Here is a 17,726-nt window from a genome sequence, read left to right as displayed (position 1 = left end):
GGCCGCCTAAGCCCTAGGTGCCTTACCCGTTGCCAACAAAGCCGGGGTACAAGGTCATGCCGCCATCAACGTACAGGGTAGTTCCGTGTACGTAATCGGCCTCGTCGGATGCCAGCCAAACGGCCACTTTTCCAATGTCTTCCGTCTCGCCGATGCGGCCGTACGGAATCAGTTTGAGCAGCCGATCGGCCGCTTCGGGGGTTTCCCAGGCCTCTTGGTTGATAGGGGTTTTAATAGCGCCCGGCGCAATGCTGTTGACCCGGATTTTGTACGGGGCCAGCTCCTGCGCCATCGATTTCATCAGCAGCATCAGGCCGCCCTTTGAGGCGGCGTAGTTCACGTGCCCGGCCCACGGAATGGTTTCGTGCACCGAGCTCATGCAAATGATTTTGCCGGCGGCTTTGGACAAGCGGGGCTCGATGCCACGCCGAATAAACTCGCGAGCAGCCTCGCGGGCGCACAAAAACTGCCCGGTCAGGTTTACATCGATAACCTGTTGCCACTGCTCCAGGCTCATATCAATCAGCGGGGCATCTTGCTGAATGCCGGAGTTGCTGACCAGGATGTGGACCGTGCCGAAGTGCTCCTTGGCTTGCCGGAACATGGCCTGCACCTCGTCTTCCTTGCTTACATCGGCTTCGATAGCCACGGCCTGGCTGCCGGCCTGCCGAACTTGCTCGACTACTTGTTGGGCGGCCTCGGCATCGGAGCGGTAGTTTACCACCACCGATGCGCCCGCCGCCCCCATGGCCAGCGCCACACCTAGGCCAATGCCCGAGCTAGCGCCGGTAATCAGCGCCACCTGGCCGGCCAGGCGCTTTGCAGAAGTATCAGACATACATGGGTAACTGTTTCGCAGAACTCATCAGTATTGGCGGCAACCACATGCCCCTACTGATTTTTCGGCCAAACAGTTACCTAGGTGCTTGGGCCGGGGCAATGTGCAAACGGTTGCATAAGACACTGGCAATGAAATAAATCACTGACTTTTCTAAAGCTTGCCTAAGTCGCACAGTGATTTGGGTGGTTTTGAAGCTCAACTTTGACGACTGCGCTGAATTAACTCACACGTTGGCCACCTCGGTGCTTTTGTAGGGCTCAGCACCAAGGCGCCACAGCCGATTCTTTGTAACCTTGACCGCATGAAAGCCGCCTCCTGTTTATTGGCCTATTTACTTTGTCTGCTGCCGTGGGTGGTAGCCGCTCAAACGCTGAGCTTGCCAACCAAAAAGTACGTCTTCGTCGATGCGGCGCAGTTTAAGCGCGTGCGCCTGCAACGAACGCTGCCCAAAGGCACGCAGCACCTCGAGATTTTCAACCTGGAGTTTACGCCGCGCTTGGCAGCCATGCAGAAACCCACGGGCCCGGTCGATTTCCGCTACGTGCCGCCCGCGCTATGGCCAGCACCAAACGACAGCATTCGGTTTATGCGCCCCGACGACCGGGTGCTGATTGCCCTGGCCGTGTTGCCAAACAAAGAATCAGGCACCTTGGAATGGTCTAAAGTAGACCGCCAAAGCCTGCCCGCCGAGGCTATTCTGGGCCTGCCGGATCTGCGCCAGCAAACCGAGCATCGCATCGTTGCTTACAAACGCAGCTCCGACCTCAACAACAACATTACCCGGCGCTTCGATTTGCAGCCTGTGCTCTTCGACGGTACCCACTATTACACGACCCCAAACCTGACGGTAACGGAATGCTTCGTCGTTACGCAATTTGCCACCCGCCTGCCCTTCGACTCGGATAACGTAACCTTGAACCTAGGCGCCACACCTTTTCCGCAGCGGCAGCTTTGGACCCACGAAAGCAAGATGTCCGACTACTTTGGCTCCAAACCCCGGGACCTGGCATACCTGATGCGCTCGTGCATAGTGCTAGAGCGCCAATCGGCGGCCGACTACCACTTCTCCACCGTACCTACGGGCTACTCGCACCCACCCTTGGGTTTCAGCGGGGCAGAAGATTTTATCTACCGTCCTGGCACCGGGCTGGTAGCGGCCAAATACGGCGAATACGTGTGGCCCGTCTCCGAACACCAGCACAAGTTCTTCGAGCAGGTGCCGCCTGCCAGCTCAAAATACAGCACCAAGCGCAGCCAGAAGTAAGGCCAGCCGCGCCGCCGGTTAATTGGCGGCGCGGTGGCTGCAAGCGGCGCTCGTTCGGCCCTAGGTGGTGGCTACCAGCTTTTCGGGTTGGGTGGTTCCTTCGGGCAACATTTCGGGCAGGGGCGCAACCGTAACTACCACCCACTTGGAGGTAGGCTGGTTGCTAACATCGGCCACGCTGGCCACCGGCACCAGCACGTTCATCTCGGGGAAGTAGGCCGCGCAGTTGCCCCGCGGAATGTCGTAAGGCACGGCCACAAAGCGCTCGGCCATGCGCTGCTGCCCCTCAAAGTGGCTGGTGATGTTGACGAGCTGCCGCTTGCGGATGCCGCGCGCGGCCATGTCGTCGGGGTTCAGGAAGATGACGCGCCGCTCGCCGTGGATGCCGCGGTACCGGTCGTTGTAGTCGTAAATCTGGGTGTTGAACTGGTCGTGGCTACGTAGGCTCATCAGCACCAGCTGGTCGGGCGCTACCGTGTGCTTCTTGAACTCGGTGACGGTGAAATTGGCCTTGCCGTTGGTGGTGGTAAACTTTCGCTCCCTAGGTCCGTTGGGCAGGTAAAAGCCGCCGGGGTGCCGCACCTTGACGTTGAAGTTCTCGAAGCCCGGAATCACGCGGGCAATATGGTCGCGAATTACGTCGTAGTTCTCCGTCATGGCTACCCAATCGGTTTGGGTGCGGCTGCCCAGGGTGGCAATCGCCATGCCGCACACAATGGCTACCTCGCTCAGCACCTCCGGCCCGATGGGCTTCAGAATACCCTTCGACATGCTCACCACGCCCATGGAGTTTTCGCAGGAGGTAAACTGCTGGCCGGCGCGCTGCATATCCACCTCGGAGCGCACGAGGCAAGGCAGCAGCAGCGAGGTGCGGCCCGTAACCAAGTGCCCGCGGTTGAGCTTGGGCGCCACAAACACCGTGAGGTTTTGCTTGCGCATGCCTTCGGCAATAAACTCGGTATCGGCCATGGCCGAGAGGTAGTTGCCGCCCATGCTGATAAAAGCCTTAATGCGGCCGTCGTGCATGGCCTTGGCGGTTTCCACCGAATCGAGCCCATGCTCGTAAGGCGGCTTGAACTTGAACTCCTTGCCTAGGGCGTCGAGGAAGTCCTTGTGCGGCCGCTCCCAAATGCCCATGGTACGGTCGCCCTGCACGTTGCTGTGGCCGCGCACCGGGCACAGGCCCGCGCCGGGTATGCCCACGGCGCCCTTCAGCAGGTGCAGGTTCACGATTTCGCCGATGCTGTACACCGCGTTTTTCTGCTGGGTGAGGCCCATGGCCCAACAGGTAATGATTTTCTTTTTGGTCGCAATCATGTTCGCGGCTTCGCGCAGCTGCTCGCGCGGCACGCCGCCCATCTCCTCAATATCCTCCCAGGAGGTGTTGCGCAGCTCCGCAATCATCTCCTCATAGTGCGCGGTGTACTCCCGAATGAAGGCGTGGTCGAGCACCATGCCGGGGTTCAGCTCTTCGGCTTCGAGCAGGTACTTCATAATGCCGCGCAGCACGGCCATGTCGCCGTTCACCTTCACCTGCAGCCACAGGTCGGTTATGGGAGTGCCGTCGCCGAGCAAGGCACCTAGGGCCCGCAGCGGGTTCATGAAATCCTGGGGGTTGCGGAAGTGGTTGAGGCCGGCTTCCATCAGCGGGTTCACGCTGATGATTTGGGCACCGTTGCGCTTGGCTTGCTGCAGGGCCGTGAGCATGCGCGGGTGGTTGGTGCCCGGGTTCTGCCCCATGATGATGATGACCTCGGCCTCGTAGAAGTCGTTGAGCGTAACGGAGCCTTTGCCCAAGCCCACCGTGTTGGTCAGCGCCGTGCCGCTGCTCTCGTGGCACATGTTGGAGCAGTCGGGCAGGTTGTTGGTGCCAAACTCACGCACGAACAGCTGGTAGGCAAACGCCGGCTCGTTGGGCACTTTGCCCGAGGTATAAAATGCGGCTTCATCGGGCGAGTGCAGCGCGTTCAGCTCATCGGCTACCAATCGAAACGCCTCGGTCCAGGAGATTTGCCGGTAGTGCGTGTCGCCGGGGCGCTTCACCAAGGGGTGCGTAATGCGGCCGGCGTTGTTCAGGTCGCGGTCGGTAAAGCGCGAGAGGTCGGCCAGGCTATGCTTGGCAAAGAACTCGGGCCCAATGGTGTGGTGGTCGGTATCGGATGCGGTGGCCTTGGCGCCGTTCTCGCAGAACTCGGCCACCGAGCGGTGGTCGTCGGGGTCGGGCCAGGCGCAGCTCGAGCAGTCGAAACCGTCTTTCTGGTTCAGCTTCAGCAGGGCTTGCGTGCCCCGCGTAAGGCCCGCCTCGCCCCAAGAAAACTGCATCGACTTGATAACGGCCGTGATGCCCGCGGCCACTTTGCTGGGCTCGGTAATGGTGAGGCCGGTAAACTCTTCGGGCGGCTGGGCCAGCACCGGGTGGTTGTGCTTGGCACCTAAGGTATCGGGAGCGTGCATGGGGCGGGTATCGGCGTTGGGCTTGCCGCCGTTGTCGTAGTGGTCGTTGGTGGGCGCGGCGCCTTGGTCGGGGCGCTGCCCGCTTACCGGCATGTTGTTGCTGGCGGTTTGCTCGGGCATTTGGCCAGCTTTATCGGGCTCGTGCGCGGGTGATTTTTCCATGGGTGGCCTCACGGGACCCCTCCGGGGCGCAACCCCCTCTCCGAGGGAGAGGGGAGCCTGACGACCTAGGGAGGTTTTTATTGTGATACAAAAGCAAGAACTGGACTGTGCTCACCTGATGAAGACGTGTTACGTGTTACGTGTAACCTGTCACCCCACTCAATGCCGGCAGCCTAAATCCTTCTCCACCAGTATACGCAATTCGTTTCCGTCGGTCAGGCGCATGGTAGCACTTAGGCCAATCTGGTCGGGCGCCAGCCAGCTTTGCGCCAACGAGGCCGGCACCAGCACCGAGAGCGTACCCGGCGTGTAGGCTACTCGCAAGGTTTGCTCGGCCGCCGTCGAGTCGTCGTCGGCTACTTGCAGGGCGTAGGTCAGGCGGCCATCGGGGCCGGGCGCCAGCGGCACTACCGAGGCCAAGTGGCCGGTTTGGGCAAACTGCTGCACTTCCTCATCGGAGAGGCGCAAGCGCAAGGTGTTGTCTTCGAGGCGGAGCTTCATGAACCTAGAATAACGCAGTGGCTTCGGGCTGGATGCGCCACGGATGCGTGTAAATATTGAAGCGCTGCTGCCGCACAAAGCCCAGCAGCGTCATGCCAAAGTTGTGCGCAGCCTGCACGGCCAGGCTGCTAGGGGCGCCCACGGCAGCCAGCACGGGTATACCCGCCACAGCGGCCTTCTGCACCAGCTCGAAGGAAGCACGCCCACTTACCAGCAGCACGTGTTGGTGCAAGGGCAGCTGGTTGGCGAGCAAGGCGGCACCAATTACTTTATCCAAAGCATTGTGGCGGCCTACGTCTTCGCGCAGCAGCAGCAACTCGCCGTGGGCATCAAACAACGCCGACGCATGCAAGCCGCCCGTTTGCTCGAACACGGCCTGCGCAGCGCGCTGCCGTTCGGGTAAGGCGTGGATTACCTCGGCAGCTACCCTGGGGCCAGTGGTAGGCAGTACTGGGCAGGCAGCCGCATGCACTGCCTCGATGCTGGTTTTGCCGCAGACGCCGCAGCTGCTCGAGGTATAGAAGTGCCGCTCCAACCTAGGCAAATCGAGGGGTACGGAAGCAGCTAGCTCGGCCCGCACTACGTTTTCGCGCTCTTCGGGCTTTTGCACGTCGGGGCAATAAACTAGTCCGGTCAGGTCGTCGCGCCGCCTGATGATGCCTTCCGAGAGCAAGAAGCCGGCGGCCAACTCCATGTCGTGGCCGGGGGTGCGCATGGTTATGGCCAGGGTACGGTGCGTACGGGCAGCAGCCGGCCCAAAGCCCACCCGTATTTCCAGCGGCTCCTCGGCAGCCAGCACGTCGGTAGCTGGGGCAATAGTGCCGCCTACCACCTTATGCACGGTGGCGTACTCGTAGCTGGTGGGCGGCAAAAAAACATCCATCACGAGCAAGTAAGCAGTTGTAGGGTGAAGGTTGCGGTAGGGAAAATCTGGCCCCCTGTGGCCCAAGTTTACGCAAGGCCGAACCCTGCGGGCAAGGTAACATTATTGGTGCAGGGCCGCCGCCTGCCCAAGATGCCAGCAGCTATCCAAGAAACAGCCAGCACCGCCCCAACGACTTGTTTTTTTAGCCGTACATACTAGCTTCAGGCTACTACACTCGGGCGCGTCCAGGTCCTTTGCCTACCGCGCGAAGCCGCCACCTAGGGCCGCTGTTTTGGCTACCTTACGTTTCGACCACTACCCTACTGGCCTGCCCAGCCGGGGACACTCCAATATCAACTCATGGCAGACGAACAACCAGGACTTTCGCTCGACCACGACGAGCACAGCCAGGCCCGCCGCACCTTCCTGAAGCAATCCTCGCTGCTCACGGCGCTTGCATTCACGCCTGGGCCCGTGGTACGCGCCGCCGCAGCCGAGTTGGATGAGAAAGTGGCCGCGGCTTTTGAGAAGGTGCCGCTGAAGCTCGCCGTGAATGGCAAGCGCTACAAGCTGCAAGTAGAGCCCCGCACCACCCTGCTCGATTTGCTGCGCGAGCAACTACACCTTACGGGCACCAAAAAAGGCTGCGACTACGGCCAGTGCGGTGCCTGCACGGTGCACGTCGATGGCAAGCGCATTAATTCGTGCCTTACGCTGGCCGTGATGCAGGAAGGCAAAGAGGTTACCACCATCGAGGGCCTGGCCCCGGGCGGCGACAAGCTGCACCCCATGCAGGAGGCTTTTATTAAGCACGACGGTTTTCAGTGCGGGTACTGCACGCCGGGCCAGATTATGTCGGCGGTGGCGTGCATCCGCGAGGGGCACGCCGATTCGGAAGGCGAAATACGCGAGTACATGAGCGGCAACATCTGCCGCTGCGGGGCCTACACCAACATCGTGGCGGCCATTCAGGAGGTGAAAAACGGAGGCCAACGAGTATGAACCAGTTCCAATACGTGCGGGCCAGCAAGCCCAAGGCGGCTATCGAGGCCCTGGCCCGCGACCCGAACGCGCAGTTTATTGCCGGCGGTACCAACCTGCTCGATCTGATGAAGCGCGGCGTAATGGCGCCCCAAAAGCTCATCGATATCAACAAGCTGCCGCTCGACAAGATTGAACGGCAGGAAGGCAACATCCGGATTGGCGCCCTGGCGCTGAACGGCGCCGTAGCCGAGGACAAGCTGGTGCTCGAAAAACTGCCGCTGCTGGCCCAGGCACTCAATGCTGGCGCCTCGGCGCAGCTGCGCAACATGGCCACGGTGGGCGGCAACATGCTGCAACGCACGCGTTGCCCGTATTTCTACGACACAGCCATGCCCTGCAACAAGCGCGAACCCGGCACGGGCTGCGGCGCACTCGAGGGCTACAACCGCATGCACGCCATCTTCGGCTTCTCGGACAAGTGCATTGCCGTGCATCCCTCGGACATGAGCGTGGCCTTGGCTGCCCTCGATGCCACCGTGCTGGTAAGCGGCCCTAAAGGCGACCGGCGCATTCCGTTTGCTGAGCTGCACCGCCTGCCCGGCGACCAGCCCCACATCGACACCACCCTAGGTGCCGGCGAGCTGATAACAGCCGTGGAGGTGCCCGACAACGCCTTCACCCGCCACGTGCACTACCTGAAAGTGCGCGAGCGAGCCTCTTACGCTTTTGCACTGGTTTCGGTGGCTGCGGCTTTGCAGCTCGACGGCAGCACCATCAAAGATGCGCGCCTAGCCATGGGCGGCGTGGCCCACAAACCCTGGCGCCTCGCCGATGCCGAAAAGACGCTGGTAGGCAAACCCGCCACCGACGAAACCTTCCGGCAGGCGGCCGAGGTAGCCATGCGCGGTGCCAAAGCCTTCCAGCACAATGCTTACAAGCTGAAGCTGGGCCCGAATTCCATCGTGCAGGCTCTTAAAAACGCCGCTGCCGCCTAACCCCCGATTTTCGATGAATACACCACAGAAGCAAATCGGAGCCCCGATGAACCGGGTGGACGGCCGGCAGAAAGTGACAGGTGCGGCCAAGTACTCGGCTGAGTACCAGTTGCCGAACATGGCCTACGCCGTGCTGGTGGGCAGCACCATAGCCAAAGGCCGCCTCAGCAGCATCGACACGAAAGCGGCTGAACGCGCCCCTGGCGTGCTGGCGGTGATAACCCACCAAAACGGGCCCAAGTTGCCCGGCCACAAGCCGGTAGGCAAAGACCCCTCGCAGCCGCAAACCGTAGGCAGCGCCCTGCGCGTGTTTACCGACGACAAAATCCGCTTCAACGACCAGCCCATTGCCGTGGTGGTGGCCGATTCGTGGGAGCGGGCCCGCTACGCGGCGCGTTTGGTGAAGGCGCAGTACGCGCAGGAAGCGCACCAGACCAACCTGGAGGCCAACAAGCCGAACGCCTTTTTGCCCACCCAAGCCAAAAAGAATCCCAAGTCGCCGGTAGCCGATTACCAGCGCGGCCAAGTGGATGCCTACAAAACCGGCGCGCTCAAACTTGAAGCCGAGTACGTGATTCCAACAGAGGTGCATCACCCCATCGAGATGCAGTCCATCACGGCGCACTGGGAAGCACCCGACCGGCTCACCCTCTACGATAAAACTCAGGGCACCATGGCCACCCGCCGCGACTTTGCCCGGGAATGGGGCTTGCCCGAGGAAAACGTGAAGGTAATTGCCACCTACGTGGGCGGCGCCTTCGGCAACGGCCTGCACAGCTGGCCGCACGAGTCGGCCGCCATCGTCGCGGCCAAGGTGGTAAACCGGCCGGTTAAGCTGATGCTCACCCGCGAGCAAATGTTTACGATGGTGGGCTACCGGCCTCACACCTGGCAGAAAATTGGGATGAGCGCCACGCCGGATGGCAAAATCACGGCCATCACGCACGAGGCCATTGGGCAGACGTCGACCTACGAGGAGTTTACCGAAGCGACGCTGGGCCAGACGCGCATGATGTACCAAGCCCCGAACATGACGACGCGCTACCGGCTGGCGGCGCTGGATATCGGCTCGCCCATTTGGATGCGGGGCCCCGGCGAGGCCACCGGCGCTTTTGCTTTGGAGTCGGCTATGGATGAAATGGCTTACCTGCTGAACATTGACCCGCTGGAGTTTCGGCTGCGCAACTACACCGATAAGGACCCTGAAAACGGCAAGCCTTGGTCGAGCAAGTTTCTGAAAGAGTGCTACCAGGCCGGCGCCGAGCGCATCGGCTGGAACAAGCGGCAGCTCAAGCCCGGCTCCGTACGCGAGGGCGACTGGCTGATTGGTTACGGCATGGGTGTGGGCACCTTCGGGGCGCACCGCGGCACCTCCAAAGCCACCGCTAAGCTGCTGCCCGACGGCACCGTGCTGCTGCAAAGCGCTGTAACCGACATTGGCCCGGGCACCGGCACCGCCATGACCCAAATTGCCGCCGACACGCTGGGCGTAACTCCCGCAAAGGTTCGGTTTGAATGGGGCAATTCCGATTTCGCACGGGCTCCTACGCAGGGTGGCTCGGCCATTGTGAATACCGTGGGCCCGGCCGTGCAGGAAGCTTGCCTGGCCCTCAAGGATAAGCTGCGCGAGCTGGCCGCAGCCGGCAACGGCGCCTTTGCCGCGGCCCGCAAGGAAGACGTGACGTTTGCCGACGGCTACCTCACGCTGGCCGGCAACGCTACCGCCCGCGTTACCTACACCGACCTAGTAAAGCAAGCGGGCGGGCAGGCCGTAACCGTAGAGTCCAAGCCCAGCGACAAGGGCCGCGAGTACTCGATGTATTCCTTCTCGGTGCATTTTGCCCAGGTGCGGGTGCACCAACTCACGGGTGAGGTCCGGGTGAGCAAGCTGGTGTCGTGCGCCGATGCGGGTACCATCATCAACGAGAAAACGGCCGGCAACCAAATGAAAGGCGGCGCCGTGGGCGGCATTGGCATGGCCCTTACGGAAGCGGCGGTGATTGACGACCGGTTTGGCCGTTACGTAACCAAAGACCTGGCCGAATACCACGTGCCCGTGCACGCCGACGCGCCGGCCGTGGAGGTGTACTTCGTGAACCAACCCGACCCGCACGTGAACGCGCTGGGCACCAAAGGCATCGGCGAAATTGCGACCATCGGCGTGGCCCCCGCCATTGCCAACGCCATCTTCAACGCCACCGGCAAGCGCATCCGCGAGCTGCCCATTACGCCCGATAAGCTGATCTGATGGCGCCTTCCACTTCATGAGCGAGTTTTCACCTAGGGCGCCGCATGCGGTTGCGGCTATCATTCTGGCGGCCGGCAGCTCATCGCGCATGGGCAAGCCCAAGCAGCTGCTTAACTACCAAGGCACTACCCTGCTCCGCCGCGTGGCGGAGCAGGCGGTGGCAGCGGGCTGCGCGCCGATAGTACTCGTTACGGGCCATCTGCACGAGCCGCTGCTGAGCGAGGTGCACGGCTTACCCATCATCAGCGTGCATAATCCCGCTTGGGCCCTAGGTATGGGCAGCTCGCTGCGGATTGGCCTGCAAGCATTGGACCAGCATACCGCCTACGAGCAGCTTAGCGGCGTGCTGGTGCTGCTCAGCGACCAGCCGCTGGTAACTACCGAGCTGCTCCAAAGCCTTATAGCCTTGCACTGCACAACCGATGCCCCGGCGGTAGCTACGCGGTACGCGGGCAGCATTGGCGTGCCCGCTGTATTCGCCCGTAGTCAGTTGCAGCGCTTGGCCAGCTTGCCACCGCAGCAAGGCGCCAAAAAGCTACTCGAGCACCTAGGTCCGGAGGTAGCAACCATCGACTTTGCCCCCGCCGCCCTCGATATCGATACGCCCGAGCAGTACGCCGCGCTACTCGCCAGCAGCTAGCCCCGTGCTTCTACCTTTGCTGAGGGTGTTGGCCGCTGTGCAGCCCTAGGTTGGTGCACCGGCCTTAAGGCCAGCGGGCCGCTTAGCTTACCCTTGTTTTCTCACGTATTCGGCAGAAATCTGCCTTAGCTGCCGTGCTTACTCCCGACGAACGCCACCGCTACCGCCGCCATTTGCAACTGCCCGAAATTGGCGAGGCCGGCCAACTGCGCCTGCGCTCGGCCCGGGTGCTGGTGGTAGGCGCCGGCGGCCTGGGCTGCCCCGTGCTGCAATACTTGGCCGCGGCAGGCGTGGGTACCCTAGGCATTGCCGATGCCGACCAAGTGGAGCTCAGCAACTTGCAACGGCAAATCCTCTACGGCCCCGCCGACCTAGGGCAACCCAAAGCCACCACGGCCGCCCGCGAGGTGCAGCGCCTCAACCCGCTGGTGCAGTGCGAGGTGCATACCCTGCGCGTTGGCCCCGGCAACGTGCGCGAGCTGGTGGCTGCCTACGATGTAGTGGTGGACGGCTCCGACAATTTCGCCACCCGGTACTTGCTCAACGATGCTTGCGTAAGCCTGAGCAAGCCGTTGGTTTCGGGGGCTATTTACAAGTTCGAGGGGCAGGTGTCGGTTTTCAACTACCAAGGAGGCCCAACCTACCGCTGCCTGTTTCCGGAGCCACCCGGCCCCCACGAAGCCCCCAACTGCGATACTACCGGCGTACTGGGCGTGCTGCCCGGGGTAGTAGGCACCACGCAAGCCCTCGAAACCCTGAAGGTGATTTTGCACCTAGGCAACGTGTTAAGCGGCCGCCTGTGGGTGCTCGATGCCCTCACGTTTCAAACGCGCACCTTGCGCTTCGCGCGGCACCCCGAGCGCAGCCTCATCAACCTCGATACGGCCGACGCTACGGCCTACCAGCAGGTGTGCGCCCCCACTATGGGCAGCATCAAACCGCGCGAGTTGCAGCAGCTACTGCAAACCGGCCAAGCGCCTTATATGCTCGATGTGCGCGAGCCCGACGAGTACGAGCTTTGCCACTTGCCCCAAGCCACTCTGCTCCCCCTCTCGCACCTTGCCGATGGCGTAGCCATGCTACCCCGCCAAGGCACTATTGTGGTGTACTGCCACCGCGGCGGCCGCAGCGCCCGCGCCATTCAGCAACTCGAGCAGCAAGGGTTCAGCAACCTGCTCAACCTCGAAGGCGGCATTGATGCCTGGGCTACCGAGGTCGACAAGCAGATGCCTAGGTACTAGGGCGTCGCGTTTTGCTTTGTTTGACTGGCAGCTCAGCTGCTACCTAGGGCAAGCACATGGCGCTAGTGCCCGCGGCTTACGCCCAAATGCTATTTGCCTCCGTGAGGATGATCGGCTGGCCATCGGTGATGACGATGGTGTGCTCGTGCTGAGCTACGAACGAGCCGTCTTTGGTGGCCAGCGTCCAGCCGTCGCCGAGCTGGTGGGCCAGGGTAGCGCGGGTAGAAATGAAGGTTTCGACGGCCACCACCGAGTTCTTCTTGAAGCGTTTTAAGTTGTGTCGGTCGTAGTAGCAGGGTATTTCGGTGGGCTCTTCGTGCAGGCTGCGCCCCACACCGTGCCCTACCAAGTTCTTAATCACCCGAAATCCTGCTTTTCGGGCTTCGGCCTCAATCAGCCCGCCCACATCGGCAATGCGTACGCCGCCCCGAATGCGGCTGAGGGCCGTGCGCAAGATCTGCCGCGAAGCATCAACCAGCGGTTGGTGGTTATGGATATCAGCCCCGAGCACGAACGAGCCGCCGTTGTCGGCCCAGTAGCCGCCCAACTCGGCCGATACGTCAATATTCACCAAGTCGCCCTCGTGCAGCACCTTGCGAGCCGACGGGATGCCGTGCGCCACTTCGTTGTTCACACTGATGCACGTCCAGCCCGGAAAACCGTAGGTTAGCCGCGGGGCCGATTTGGCACCTAAGGCATTGAGGATGCTGCCGCCGTACTCGTCCAGCTCTTTGGTGCTCATGCCCGGCTTGGCATACTCGCGCATTTGCTTGAGGGTGGTACCAACGGCTTCGCTGATAAGCTGAAGCCCAGCTAAATCGGCTTGGGAGGTGATGGACATGGGCGTGAAATGCTAAACGCTGGTGCGCGATACGACCTTACTTGCCTGCTGCACCAAAGTACGCTAGTGTTGGGATTAGGCTTTTGCTTCGAGCTGAAGATGTGCTTCAAAGTCTCAGCTTATAACCGCACCAAGGCACGCCGGTTTGCACGCACGGCGGCGAAGCAGCCGTACAAACACAGCCCTACCGCTTACCTTCATCCATTCGTATTGGCTAATCCGCTCGCGGCCTCAGGGTTCGGGCAGCGCCAACTACATCTTGTTGCCAAACCAATTTCGCTGCTACTTAGCCGACTGCGTATACCTCTGCCAATGCCGCTTACCGCTACTTCTCCATCGCGCCCCCGCCTGCGTTTCGACCGCAACGAGCTGGCCGGGGCCTTCGGCGACCTAGGCACCGATCTGCCACTGCTCATTGGCATTATTGCAGCCTCGGGCATCGATAGCGCGGGCGTGCTGGTCATGTTCGGGCTGATGCAGGTTTTCTCGGGGTTGTGGTACGGCTTGCCTATGCCCGTGCAACCATTGAAAGCTTTTGCCGCGCTGGTAATTGCCCAGAAAATTCCGGAGCGCACCATTTTGGGCGGCGGGTTGGCCGTGGGCCTGGGCATGCTGCTGCTGTCGGTTACGGGGCTGATTGATGCGCTGGCGCGGCTGGTGCCCAAACCCGTGGTGCGCGGCATTCAGTTTGGGCTTGCCATGCAGCTAACTACGCTGGCCCTTAAGGAGTACGTACCCGCCGACGGCGCCGCTGGTTACGCCCTGGCAGCGGCGGGTTTCTTGATTACGGTGGTGCTGCTGGGCAACCGCCGCTGGCCGGCGGCGTTGGTGGTAATTGCCCTAGGTGCCACTTATGCTTTGCTCTTCAAGCTCGATTTGGCCACGGCCCAAAAGGCCTTTGGCTTGCGTTTGCCCACGTGGCACCTGCCCAACACGGCCGATATTCTTACCGGGGCGGTGCTGTTGGCTCTGCCCCAAATACCCTTGTCGTTGGGCAACTCGGTGCTGGCCACTCGCCAAGTGCTGCACGACCACTTTCCGGAGCGGAACATCACCGTGCGGCAAATCAGCTTTACCTACGCCCTCATGAATATCGTGAATCCCTTTTTGGGTGGTTTTCCGGTGTGCCACGGCTCGGGCGGGTTGGTGGGCCACTACGCCTTTGGGGCCCGCACCGGAGGCTCGGCGGTGCTCTACGGGTGCCTGTTCCTCACGATGGGCTTGTTCTTCAGCCAGGGTTTTCAGCAGGTGGTGCAGCTTTTTCCGCTGCCTATCCTAGGTGTCATTTTGTTGTTTGAGGCGTTAGCGCTGGCCGGATTGTTGCGCGATATCGCCGATTCGAAAGCCAACCTACTGGTAGCTTTGTTGGTGGGCCTTCTGTGCAGTGGTTTGCCCTATGGCTACTTGGTTGGCTTGGTGGTGGGCACGGCGCTTTACTATGCCATGCAGCGGGGCTGGGTAGGCTTGGGCAAGTAGCGCCTGCCGGCGTATGGCCATGCCCAAATTAGCTACAGCACCTCGGCCAGAACGCGCAAGTACTTCGGGTTTTCGGTAATGCCGTTGTGCCCAGCATTTGCTAGGGTAATCAGTTGATCGTGGGGCTTGAGCAGCGGCTTTAATTCGGTAGCCGAGGTGTAGGGCACAACTTCGTCGTGGTCGCCGTGGAAAAGCACAATGGGCGCTTTGATGCGCGGCAGCAGCTGATAGGTGCGCAGCGGGTAGCGCACCAAGAAGCCCGGCACCCACGGAAAATGGTGACGCGCCACGCGCTCGAGGCTGTAGTAAGCCGCCTGCAAAATCAGCAGGCGGGGCTGGTAATTGGCCGCCAGCCAAGCCGCAGGGCCGGTGCCCAACGAATAGCCCAGCACAACCGTGCGGTTTTCGGGGTATTCGGCTAGCACGTGCTGGTAGGCGGCCCGTACGTCTTCGAGTAGTTGCTGCTCGCTGCTGATGCGGCCCTGGCTTTTGCCGTAGCCGCGGTAATCGAGCATAAACACATCGTAACCCAAGCGCGTGTAAGCATCGGCCACGTAGCCCCAATTGTCGAGGGCGCCGCCGTTGCCGTGCAGGTAAAACACTACGCCCCTAGGTGCCGCGGCGCGGAAGAGCAGCCCGTGCAACCGAACCCCATCGGGCGCGGTAATCCAGCGTTCCTCAAACCGGGTGCGGAAGGAAAACCGAAAGTTGGCGGGCAGCTTATCAGGAAAGAAAAGCATGCGCTCTTGCCCGAAGTACAGCAGTAAGCACACCAGCGCGTAAAGCCCCGCGGCTACGCTTAGGGTAATCAGCAAAGCTTTCATAGCAGCACCTGCAAATAGTCTGGTAAAGCCTACGCAAAACTTTGGGTCGCTGCAACCTAGTGAGGTGCTTACATAACATAACGCACGACTTGCCAAGCTCATGCGTGCCATACCAAGGCCTGCATAAGTACTTAATCACGCAGGTATATTCGTAATTATCTATACGTACTCGTAGTCGCTAAAAGCAGTATTTCCTCGGTTGCGGGCAAGGGGCTAGGCTTTTTAGTTTGCAATGTGCCCGAACTACCCCCCCTTGCAAAGTGCTGAGCAACGCCGACGGGCGGTGTTGTGGGCATTGCGCGTAGCTCGGCAAACCGCCCTCGACCCCAATAAGCAGGAGCGCCGCTTGCTGGCGCGGTTTATCCTGGGGCAGCTTACGCTGGATGAGGTGCTACAACGCCTCGAGCAGTCCTCCTGACCTAGGCCCGGGGATACTGACAGCAGGTTGCCCAGCTGACTTAGCCGCCTATCGTCGACATCGATTCAAAGCTGATTTGGTGCACCGGGCGGCGCTGCTCGGCCTCGAAGCCGTTGGCTGCCCGGTACCGGAAGGCATTGGCGAGGGCCGCGCCCAGTTCGGCATCCGAAGCGCCACCGCGCAATAAAGCCCGCACATCAAGCACGCCTTGGTCGTAAAGGCAGGTTTTCAGGCCGCCTTCGGCCGTGAGGCGGATGCGGTTGCAGGTGCCGCAAAACGTACGCGTGTACGCCGCAATAATGCCAAGGCGCCCGGCGTGGCCCGGCACAAGGTAGCTTGTGGCGGTAGCGCCCGGAGCAGAGTTTTGCGGCAGCAACTGGCCAAAATGCGCGGCCAAATGCTCGCGAATGCGCACGTGGTTCCAGGGCAGCAAAGCCGGGGTGGCGTGGCTGCCGCCGTTGAAGGGCATTTCCTCGATGAAGCGCACCTCCACAGGCAGTTCGCGCGTCAGCTCGGCCAAGGGCACCAGGTCTTCGATGTTTTGGCCGTCCATCACCACGGCGTTGATCTTCACGCGGATACCAGCCGCCAGCAGGGCATGGAATGTTTCGAGCACCCGAGGTAGCTCGTCGCGGCGCGTAATGCGCAGAAACCGTTCCCGATCAAGCGTATCCAAGCTGAGGTTGACGGAGCGCACGCCCAGCCGCGCCAGCTCGGGCACGTGGGGCGCCGTGAGTACACCGTTAGTGGTCAGGCCAATATCATCGATGCCGGCAATGCTGCTGAGGCGCTCGATAAACGGGAGCAACCCGCGGCGCACAAACGGTTCGCCGCCGGTTAGGCGTACTTTGCGCACGCCTAAGCTCGCCAACACCCGCACCACGCGCTCCAGCTCTTCGTAGCTTAGCAGCGCCTGCCGGGGTACGTAATTGATGCCCTCTTCGGGCATGCAGTAAAAGCAGCGTAGGTTGCACCGGTCGGTAACGGCCACACGTACGTATTCGAGCGGACGCCCGTGGTTGTCGTATAGCACCGGTGTGGCAGAGTTAGGCATGTACTACAGGCACGAGCCGCTCCCCCAGTTGCCCTGGGTTTGTCGGCTCCGCGTCAGAAAAACGTAAAGCTGGCATTTCCGTTCTTTTTCTTTGCCATTTGCCGCGCATTTCTTCCGTTGCACTCATGAACTTATCCATTGCCCTGTTCGGCATTACCCGCGAAATCGTTGGCGCGCCTACGCTCGAGGTTGCGCTGCAGCCCGGCCAATCGGTGCAGCAGCTGCTCGAGCAGCTGCACCAAACCTACCCGGCTCTAGGTGAGCTCCGCAGCCTGGCCGTAGCCGTGAACAATGAGTACGCCCCCGCCGACGCCCTGCTGCAGGAGCGCGACGAAATAGCCCTGATTCCGCCCGTGAGTGGTGGCTAACGGACAATTGCTCCTGATGAATTAGGTTTCAACCAGTGGCTACGCCCACTTCCTGATTCAGAATTCCCAATCCAGAATCAACAACATGCTCATCCAGCTCACCGACCAGCCCATTGACGTTGCGGCCGTACTGCAGGCCGTGCAAGCCGATGGCGCCGGCGCGGTAAACTCCTTTATCGGCACTATTCGCAACCAAAGCACGGGCCGGCGCGTGGTGCGCCTGCACTACGAAGCCTACGATGCCATGGCCGTGCACCAACTTCGCCGCGTGGCCGAGCAAGCTCAGGAGCGTTGGCCGATGCTGCAGCAAGTGGCCGTGCTACACCGCAAAGGCACCCTCGAAATTGGCGATGTGGCCGTGGTAGTGGCCGTTTCGACGCCGCACCGCGCCGAGTCGTTTGCCGCCTGCCAGTACATCATCGACACGCTGAAGGAAGTGGTGCCAATCTGGAAAAAAGAGGAGTACGAAGACGGCACTGTGTGGGTAGCAGCGCACCCCTAGGTGCATGCGTGCAGGAGTTGGTCAGGTAGCATCACCTCATACCACCCC

Annotated in this window: 17 protein-coding genes; 10 read left to right on the top strand and 7 right to left on the bottom strand. The window is 61.3% G+C overall.

Features of this window, described 5'->3' with window-relative positions:
• Nucleotides 1-22 precede the first annotated feature (22 nt).
• On the bottom strand, nucleotides 23-838 hold the full coding sequence (locus ASU33_RS09075; RefSeq protein ID WP_059070392.1) for an SDR family oxidoreductase: 816 nt from the start codon (nucleotides 836-838) through the stop codon (nucleotides 23-25).
• Between the two features lie 304 nt (nucleotides 839-1,142).
• Between ASU33_RS09075 and ASU33_RS09070 the strand changes: the two genes are divergently transcribed.
• Entirely contained in the window at nucleotides 1,143-2,105 is a 963-nt protein-coding gene (locus tag ASU33_RS09070; protein WP_149867124.1) for a hypothetical protein, read from the top strand.
• A gap of 60 nt (nucleotides 2,106-2,165) precedes the next feature.
• On the opposite strand, the gene ASU33_RS09065 is transcribed toward ASU33_RS09070, so the two are convergent.
• From ASU33_RS09065 to fdhD, 3 genes are all read right to left on the bottom strand, one after another.
• Nucleotides 2,166-4,721 carry an FdhF/YdeP family oxidoreductase gene (locus tag ASU33_RS09065; protein WP_059070388.1) on the bottom strand — a complete coding sequence of 852 codons (2,556 nt, stop codon included), beginning with the start codon at nucleotides 4,719-4,721 and terminating at the stop codon, nucleotides 2,166-2,168.
• A 159-nt stretch (nucleotides 4,722-4,880) separates the two neighbouring features.
• Nucleotides 4,881-5,222: a DUF7009 family protein gene (locus ASU33_RS09060; RefSeq protein WP_059070386.1), complete on the bottom strand. Its 342-nt coding sequence runs from the start codon at nucleotides 5,220-5,222 to the stop codon at nucleotides 4,881-4,883.
• Nucleotides 5,223-5,226: 4 nt separating this feature from the next.
• Complete coding sequence (gene fdhD, locus ASU33_RS09055; RefSeq protein ID WP_059070384.1) at nucleotides 5,227-6,105, bottom strand: formate dehydrogenase accessory sulfurtransferase FdhD; 879 nt, start codon at nucleotides 6,103-6,105, stop codon at nucleotides 5,227-5,229.
• Nucleotides 6,106-6,447: 342 nt separating this feature from the next.
• On the opposite strand from fdhD, the gene ASU33_RS09050 reads away from it, so the two are divergent.
• The 5 genes from ASU33_RS09050 to moeB all read left to right on the top strand — a co-directional run bounded on the left by ASU33_RS09050 (nucleotide 6,448) and on the right by moeB (nucleotide 12,195).
• Complete coding sequence (locus tag ASU33_RS09050) at nucleotides 6,448-7,089, top strand: (2Fe-2S)-binding protein (protein WP_059070382.1); 642 nt, start codon at nucleotides 6,448-6,450, stop codon at nucleotides 7,087-7,089.
• Nucleotides 7,086-8,066: an FAD binding domain-containing protein gene (locus ASU33_RS09045; RefSeq protein WP_059070379.1), complete on the top strand. Its 981-nt coding sequence runs from the start codon at nucleotides 7,086-7,088 to the stop codon at nucleotides 8,064-8,066. Before ASU33_RS09050 ends, ASU33_RS09045 begins: the two co-directional genes overlap by 4 nt.
• A gap of 13 nt (nucleotides 8,067-8,079) precedes the next feature.
• A complete protein-coding gene (locus ASU33_RS09040; RefSeq protein WP_059070377.1) occupies nucleotides 8,080-10,314 on the top strand; it encodes a xanthine dehydrogenase family protein molybdopterin-binding subunit in 2,235 nt (744 codons plus the stop codon).
• Between the two features lie 16 nt (nucleotides 10,315-10,330).
• Nucleotides 10,331-10,954 carry a nucleotidyltransferase family protein gene (locus tag ASU33_RS09035; RefSeq protein WP_059070375.1) on the top strand — a complete coding sequence of 208 codons (624 nt, stop codon included), beginning with the start codon at nucleotides 10,331-10,333 and terminating at the stop codon, nucleotides 10,952-10,954.
• Between the two features lie 134 nt (nucleotides 10,955-11,088).
• Complete coding sequence (moeB, locus tag ASU33_RS09030; RefSeq protein WP_059070372.1) at nucleotides 11,089-12,195, top strand: molybdopterin-synthase adenylyltransferase MoeB; 1,107 nt, start codon at nucleotides 11,089-11,091, stop codon at nucleotides 12,193-12,195.
• 76 nt (nucleotides 12,196-12,271) lie between these two features.
• Here moeB and map read toward each other — a convergent pair whose 3' ends face one another.
• Nucleotides 12,272-13,036: a type I methionyl aminopeptidase gene (map, locus tag ASU33_RS09025; RefSeq protein WP_059070370.1), complete on the bottom strand. Its 765-nt coding sequence runs from the start codon at nucleotides 13,034-13,036 to the stop codon at nucleotides 12,272-12,274.
• A gap of 312 nt (nucleotides 13,037-13,348) precedes the next feature.
• On the opposite strand from map, the gene ASU33_RS09020 reads away from it, so the two are divergent.
• Nucleotides 13,349-14,512 carry a putative sulfate/molybdate transporter gene (locus ASU33_RS09020; RefSeq protein WP_059070367.1) on the top strand — a complete coding sequence of 388 codons (1,164 nt, stop codon included), beginning with the start codon at nucleotides 13,349-13,351 and terminating at the stop codon, nucleotides 14,510-14,512.
• Between the two features lie 32 nt (nucleotides 14,513-14,544).
• Here ASU33_RS09020 and ASU33_RS09015 read toward each other — a convergent pair whose 3' ends face one another.
• On the bottom strand, nucleotides 14,545-15,336 hold the full coding sequence (locus ASU33_RS09015) for an alpha/beta hydrolase (RefSeq protein WP_059070365.1): 792 nt from the start codon (nucleotides 15,334-15,336) through the stop codon (nucleotides 14,545-14,547).
• Between the two features lie 253 nt (nucleotides 15,337-15,589).
• Here ASU33_RS09015 and ASU33_RS21460 point away from each other — a divergent pair, with 253 nt between their 5' ends.
• On the top strand, nucleotides 15,590-15,754 hold the full coding sequence (locus ASU33_RS21460; RefSeq protein WP_160328165.1) for a hypothetical protein: 165 nt from the start codon (nucleotides 15,590-15,592) through the stop codon (nucleotides 15,752-15,754).
• 40 nt (nucleotides 15,755-15,794) lie between these two features.
• On the opposite strand, the gene moaA is transcribed toward ASU33_RS21460, so the two are convergent.
• Nucleotides 15,795-16,787 carry a GTP 3',8-cyclase MoaA gene (gene moaA, locus ASU33_RS09005; protein WP_059070362.1) on the bottom strand — a complete coding sequence of 331 codons (993 nt, stop codon included), beginning with the start codon at nucleotides 16,785-16,787 and terminating at the stop codon, nucleotides 15,795-15,797.
• Nucleotides 16,788-16,933: 146 nt separating this feature from the next.
• Here moaA and moaD point away from each other — a divergent pair, with 146 nt between their 5' ends.
• Together moaD and ASU33_RS08995 are read left to right on the top strand one after the other, a co-directional pair.
• Nucleotides 16,934-17,176 (top strand): molybdopterin converting factor subunit 1, encoded by a 243-nt coding sequence (moaD, locus tag ASU33_RS09000; RefSeq protein ID WP_059070360.1) that lies wholly within the window; start codon nucleotides 16,934-16,936, stop codon nucleotides 17,174-17,176.
• An 85-nt stretch (nucleotides 17,177-17,261) separates the two neighbouring features.
• Complete coding sequence (locus tag ASU33_RS08995; RefSeq protein ID WP_059070357.1) at nucleotides 17,262-17,678, top strand: molybdenum cofactor biosynthesis protein MoaE; 417 nt, start codon at nucleotides 17,262-17,264, stop codon at nucleotides 17,676-17,678.
• The last annotated feature ends 48 nt before the right edge of the window (nucleotides 17,679-17,726 follow it).

It is taken from the genome of Solirubrum puertoriconensis (genome assembly GCF_001483135.1).
Lineage (GTDB): Bacteria > Bacteroidota > Bacteroidia > Cytophagales > Hymenobacteraceae > Solirubrum > Solirubrum puertoriconensis.
Note: the sequence above shows the minus strand (reverse complement) of the source record. Positions and strands in the feature narration are given on the sequence as shown.